The sequence below is a fragment of the Corallococcus terminator genome (assembly GCF_003611635.1).
GTDB classification, from domain to species: Bacteria; Myxococcota; Myxococcia; order Myxococcales; family Myxococcaceae; genus Corallococcus; species Corallococcus terminator.
Genome location: NZ_RAVZ01000467.1, coordinates 1 through 5,895 on the forward strand (window position 1 = coordinate 1; position 5,895 = coordinate 5,895).

Here is a 5,895-nt window from a genome sequence, read left to right on the forward strand (position 1 = left end):
GGGTTCCATGACGGGGCGCTGGAGTCTGCTGGGCCTGTTGGCGGTGGTGCTGGTGTCGGGATGCGCGGACCGGGAGCGCTCGTCGCTCGCGGACGGACGACTGACCGCGACGCCGGGCGGCGTGGATTTCGCGCGGGTCGCCATCTTCGATGCGCGGGAATCCCAGGTGACGCTGCGCAACGTGGGACGCGCGCGCATCACGGTGGATGAAGCCTGGGTGGAGGGGCCGGAAGGCGCCTACAAGGCGGAGTTCACGCATGAGGGGCCGCACAGCCTGGTGCCCGGCGCCGAGTGCACGCTGAAGGTCCGCTTCGCGCCGCTGGCCGAAGGCGGCCTGCCCGCGGTGCTGGTGGTGCGCTCGGACACGCGCATCGAACCCCTGATGCGCCTGCCGCTCAACGGCGCGGGCGTGGACGCGTGGGCGCGGGTGTCGCCTCGCAAGCTGGACTTCGGCCGCATCGAGGCGGACTCCTCCAAGCAACTGGGCGTCACGCTGGACAACCCCACGGACCTGCCGGTGATGGTCACGCCCAAGCTGGTGGGCGCGGACAAGGACGAATTCGTCGCGGAGGCCATCACGGTGAACCCGGGCGAGCGCCGGGAACTGCCCGTGACGTTCAATCCGGTGCGCGTGGGCAAGAAGCAGATCGCGCTCGCGGTGTCGCCGTGCCACGGGTGCGCGGACGTGACGGTGCAGGTGACCGCGGAGGCGCTGGAGCGCGCGGTGGTGGCGGAGCCGGAGGTGCTGGATTTTGGCGCGGTGCCGGTGGACCGCGACGCCATCAAGGCCTCCAGCCTGCGCAACATCAGCACGGAGCCCGTGACGGTGACGTCCCTGACGCTGGACGGCACGGACGCGTCCTTCAGCCAGTCCAACACGGGCCTGCCGCTGGTGCTCCAGCCGGGCGAGGTGCGCGGCTTCGACATCCGCTACAGCCCCGGCCACATGGGCCCGGCCACGGACCGCGCCGTCTACACGGTGGTGAGCAAGCGCCACCCCACGTTGCCCGTGCCGCTGCGCGGCTTCGGTGGCGCGTCCGAATTGTGTGTTTCACCGCTGACGTATGACTTTGGCGAACAGCCGCTGGGCTCCAAGGTGCGCGTCGTCGTCAACGTGAAGAACTGCGGCACGGACAACGCGGGGCCGCTCACCATCAACGCGCTCACGTGGACGCCGGATCCGTCCGGGCCGCTCCAGTTCAACCACAAGCCGCTGACGACGCCGTACACGCTGCCGCCCAACGGCGAAGTGAACCTGGAGATCTACTACGAGCCGTCGCGCGAGGGCTCCGCGTCGGGTTCGCTGGTGATGACGACCAACGCCTTCTCCGCGGCCACGGTGCAACTGGACTTCTTCGGCAGCGCGAAGGCGCACGCCCCGTGCGACCTGGTGGTGACGCCGCAGCTCCTGGACTACGGCACGGTGCAGCCGGGGCGGGGCGCGGTGCTGGGCGTGAAGCTTCAGAACAAGGGCACGGACCTGTGCCCGGTGAAGAACATCCGCGTGGCCAACGACGGCGGCGGCGTGTTCCGCATGCCCGGCGGGGACCTCTTCGGCGGCATCATCTACCCGGGTGACTGGTTCAGCTTCCAGGTGTCCTTCCAGGCGCCCTTCACCGGCGGGGACTTCGCCGGGGAGCTGCAGGTGGAGCAGTACAACCCGGTGACGCCGGTCATCCAGGTGCCGCTGATGGCGCACTCGCAGATGACGTGTCTGGTGGCGTCGCCCTGGTTCGTGGACTTCGGCCTGGCGCGCAAGGACTGCCGTCCGGCGCCGCGCGAGGTGAACTACCTCAACGCGTGCACCACGCCCGTCACCATCTCCAACGTCTTCATCGGGCCGGGCACCACGGATTCGGAGTTCACGCTCCTGGACCACCCGGCGCCTCCCGCGTTCCAGTTGCAGCCGGGCGACTCCTTCACGGTGGGTGTGGACTACTTCGCGCAGGTGACGGGCATGAACCTGTCGCCCCTGTTCGTGGACTCCAGCGACCTGCCGGTGCCGCTCTTGGTGCCGCTCATCGGTGAGTCGTCGAAGAAGGTGGAGAAGACGGACAGCTTCGTGCAGCAGGACGTGAGCAAGGTGGACGTGCTGTTCGTCGTGGACAACACGGCCTCCATGGTGGAGGAGCACCCGAAGCTCGTCTCCGCCATCCCGTCCTTCGTGGACGCCGCGCGCAACAAGGCGGTGGACCTGAACATGGCGGTGACGACGACGGGCATCTCCGCGGTGTCTGGCGCGTGCCCGGGCGGCGCGCTGGGCGGCGAGGCCGGTCGCTTCTTCCCGGTGGACAACACCCGCCAGCGCATCCTCACGCTGGCGACGCCCAACGTGACGCAGGTGCTCCAGCAGAACATGCAGGTGGGCCAGTGCGCGCAGGTGGAGCAGGGCTTCGAGGCGATGCGCCGCGCGCTCACTTCGCCGCTGGTGAACAACGCGGATGATCCGCGCACCGCGCAGCCCAACGATGGCAACCTGGGCTTCCTGCGCGACTCCGCGGCGCTGGTGGTGGTGTTCGTGGGCGACGAGGACGACCACTCGCCGGACGCGGTCTCCACGTACGTGCAGTGGGCGCAGCAGCGCAAGGGGGAGAACCAGCCGCAGCGGGCGACCTTCTTCGCCATCGCGCCCACGAAGACGGCCTGTGCCACGGCCGGTGGCGCCGGCACGCGCTACGCGGACGCCGCCGCCCAGACGGGCGGTGAGGTCCTCAACGTGTGCGCCTCGGACTACGCGCCGCTCCTCCAGCAGGTGGCCAGCAAGGCGTTCAGCGCCCAGGAGCGCTTCCCGCTGAGCGAGGAGCCGGACGCGGGCACGGTGGTGGTGAGCGTCAACGGCACCGCCACGACGACGGGCTGGAGCTACGACGCGGCGACCAACACCGTGGTGTTCACCGTGGTGCCGCAGCCGGGCGCGAAGGTGACCATCACCTACCGCCGCGCCTGCGCCAACGACTGAACGGTAGGAACGCTGTGGGTGTGGACCCCGTGACGGGCCGGTCATCCGGCTCCGAACGGGGATGTCAGCCCCCGGTGCTACAGCACTGCATCTGCCTGTGCGGATGACCAGAAAATTGGAGGCGCTCCCTCGGTGTGTACCCTGCGGAGCGTCTAGCTGCTGTTGCCTTGGGAGGCGCGCTGTGAGCACCCGGATCCCCGACGAGCATCCGAAGTCCCCTCCGCGCGCCGGTGCGCCGGGGCTGCGGGTCATCCGCGGGGAGGGTCAGCGCAGGCAGGAGCCGTTGGCGTCCCGGGATGCCGTGGCCCGGGTGCTGATGGAGGCCGGGGCGGACATGCTGCTGCGGCGCATCAGTCCCCTGAGGGCGCAGGAGATCGAGCGCAAGGTGGACCGGGTGCTGGACCTGTTCGACCGGGTGGACGCCGCCCCAGTGCTGATGCCGGTGCTCAAGCGGCACCTGGACGAGCTGGAAGCCCTGATGCGGGAGACCCGCGAGGTCCGGGCAGTCCGCCGCTAGGGCGCCGGCACGCCGCTCCCCGGAAAAACCCCAAGGGGATTCGATGTTTGATTCCCCTGGCCGGGGGGCTTACGCTCGGGGCTCGCCTTCCCGCGTCCCGGCCGTGTCCATCGAAACCTACGGCAGCTACCAGCTCCTGAAGCGCCTCGCCACGGGCGGCATGGCGCAGATCTATCTCGCGCGCCGGCCGGGTTCGGATGCACCGGACAAGCTGCTGGTGCTCAAGCGCATCCTTCCGCACCTGTCGGAGAACGACGAGTTCGTCCGGATGTTCCTGGACGAGGCGCGGATCGCCGCCCGGCTCGCGCACCCCAACGTGGTGCAGATCTACGACCTGGGGGCGGAGGGGGACACGTTCTTCATCGCCATGGAGTACATCCATGGGGTGGACGCGCGCCGGCTCTGGAAGCGCTCGGAGACGGCCAGCAAGCCGCTGCCGGTGCCGCTGGTGTGCCGCATCCTCCTGGAGGCCAGCGCGGGGCTGGACTACGCGCACAAGAAGACGGACGCGTCGGGCCGGCCGCTGGGCATCGTGCACCGGGACGTGTCGCCGCAGAACATCCTGGTGACGTTCGAGGGTGGCGTGAAGGTGGTGGACTTCGGGATCGCCAAGGCGGCGGACCAGGCCACGGTGACGCGCTCCGGGGTGCTCAAGGGCAAGTATTCGTACATGTCGCCGGAGCAGGCGTCCGGGCAGCGGGTGGATTGCCGCTCGGACGTGTTCGCGCTGGGCGTGGTGCTGCATGAGCTGCTGACGGGGGGCCGCCTCTTCAAGCGCCCCAGCGACATGCTGACGCTGTCGGCGGTGGCGGAGTGCAACGTGCCGCCTCCATCGCACGTGGCGCCCCGGGTTCCGGCGGATCTGGACCCCATCGTGCTCAAGGCGCTCGCGAAGGATCCGGACGCGCGCTACCAGCACGCGCAGGACCTGCAGCGCGCGCTGGAGGGGTGGCTCGCGGCCCAGCCGCAGCCGTCGGGCTCGGCGGACCTGGCCGTGTTCATGAAGGACCTGTACGCGGACCGGCTGTCCGACGAGGCCCGCTCCGGCGAGGTGCTGGTCACGGATGAGGAGGCTGGCATTTCTCCGCGCTCGGAGCCGCCGCCCGCGCCGCGCCGCTCGGTGATGCGGCCCGCGATGGCGACGGGGCGCACGGAGCACGAGCCCACCACCACGCTGCGTCCGCCTCGGGCGAACAAGGCTGGAGCAAAGGCCGAGCCGCGCCGCGATGAAGGGGACGCGGAGGCCCGGGCGGCGGAAGGACGTCCTGAGCCGAGGGCCGAGACGCGCGGAGTCGATACCCGGCCCGAGGGACGGGGGGCGGAGGCCCGTGGCGAGGGGCGCAACGCAGAGCTGCTGCGCGAGGTCCGTGGTGCGGATGTTCGCGCCGAGGGCCGCAATGCGGAGCCTCGTGGTGCCGATGCGCGCGCCGAGGGTCGCAATGCGGACCTTCGTGGTGCCGAAGGTCGCAACGCGGACCTCCGTGGCGCTGACGCTCGTGCCGAGGGTCGCAACGCGGAGCCTCGTGGTTCGGATGCTCGCGCCGAGGGCCGCAACGCGGAGCCGCGTGGTTCGGATGCTCGCGCGGAGGGCCGCAACGCGGACGCGCGTGGTGCGGAGCTTCGTTCGGAGAACCGTCACGCCGAGTCCCGCAACCCGGAAGGCCGCGCAGAGCTCCGGGGCGCAGATGCCCGCAGCCCGGATGCCCGTTCGGAGGGCCGCGGTGCCGACGCCCGGCCGGAGTCCCGACAGACGACGGGGGCGAGGCGGGCGCTGGAATCACCGCCTTCGCGCTCCATGCGGCCCGTTCGCCTGGAAGAGCCGTCCATCCCGACGGTGACCGTGGATGAAGGTCCCACGCTCGCCATGATGGATCCGCTCGGGCGCCTGGGGCCTCCCTCCGGATTCCAGGTGGAGGAGGACGCGCCCACGCTCGCCATGCTGGATCCGCTGGGCAAGCTGTCGATCCGCTTCCCCGCGGACGAGGACGAGGAGGCGCCCACGCTGGATCAGCGCCTGCTGACGGCCCGGTTGCAGGACGACGAGGACGACGCCACCCAGGACATGCGCTCCATCACCCGCGCGGAGGACGACGAGGGCCCCACGCAGGACATGCGCGCCGTGCCGCGCGCGGAGGTGCCCGCGTCAATCCGTTCGGGCGCGATGCCGTCGGCGGAGCACCGCCCGGTCCGGCTCCCGATGCCCGCGCCCCACGCGACGGTCGAGATCACCGCGTCCACGGCGCCGCGTTCCTCCTCCCGGGCCCCCATTCCGCCCGCCTGGGTCCCTCCGGAGCGCACGGCCACGCTCACCGAGCACTCCATCGCGGCGCCGTCGAAGCGCCGGTGGTTCGTGTGGGGTGGGGCGGCGCTGGCGCTGCTGCTGCTGGGGCTGGGACTCTTCTGGGGCTCCGGGATGGCC

3 protein-coding genes are annotated in these 5,895 nt (G+C 70.9%); all 3 read left to right on the forward strand.

All coding sequences use genetic code 11. The features are described 5' to 3' along the window. Positions 1–7 precede the first annotated feature (7 nt). Positions 8–2,959, forward strand: coding sequence for a choice-of-anchor D domain-containing protein (locus tag D7V88_RS38160; RefSeq protein WP_120545464.1), 2,952 nt, complete (start codon positions 8–10; stop codon positions 2,957–2,959). 181 nt (positions 2,960–3,140) lie between these two features. Further along, positions 3,141–3,476 carry a hypothetical protein gene (locus D7V88_RS38165; RefSeq protein WP_120545463.1) on the forward strand — a complete coding sequence of 112 codons (336 nt, stop codon included), beginning with the start codon at positions 3,141–3,143 and terminating at the stop codon, positions 3,474–3,476. Between the two features lie 103 nt (positions 3,477–3,579). Then, positions 3,580–5,895: serine/threonine protein kinase (locus tag D7V88_RS43990; protein ID WP_244238616.1), on the forward strand; the 2,316-nt coding region annotated here is incomplete at its 3' end.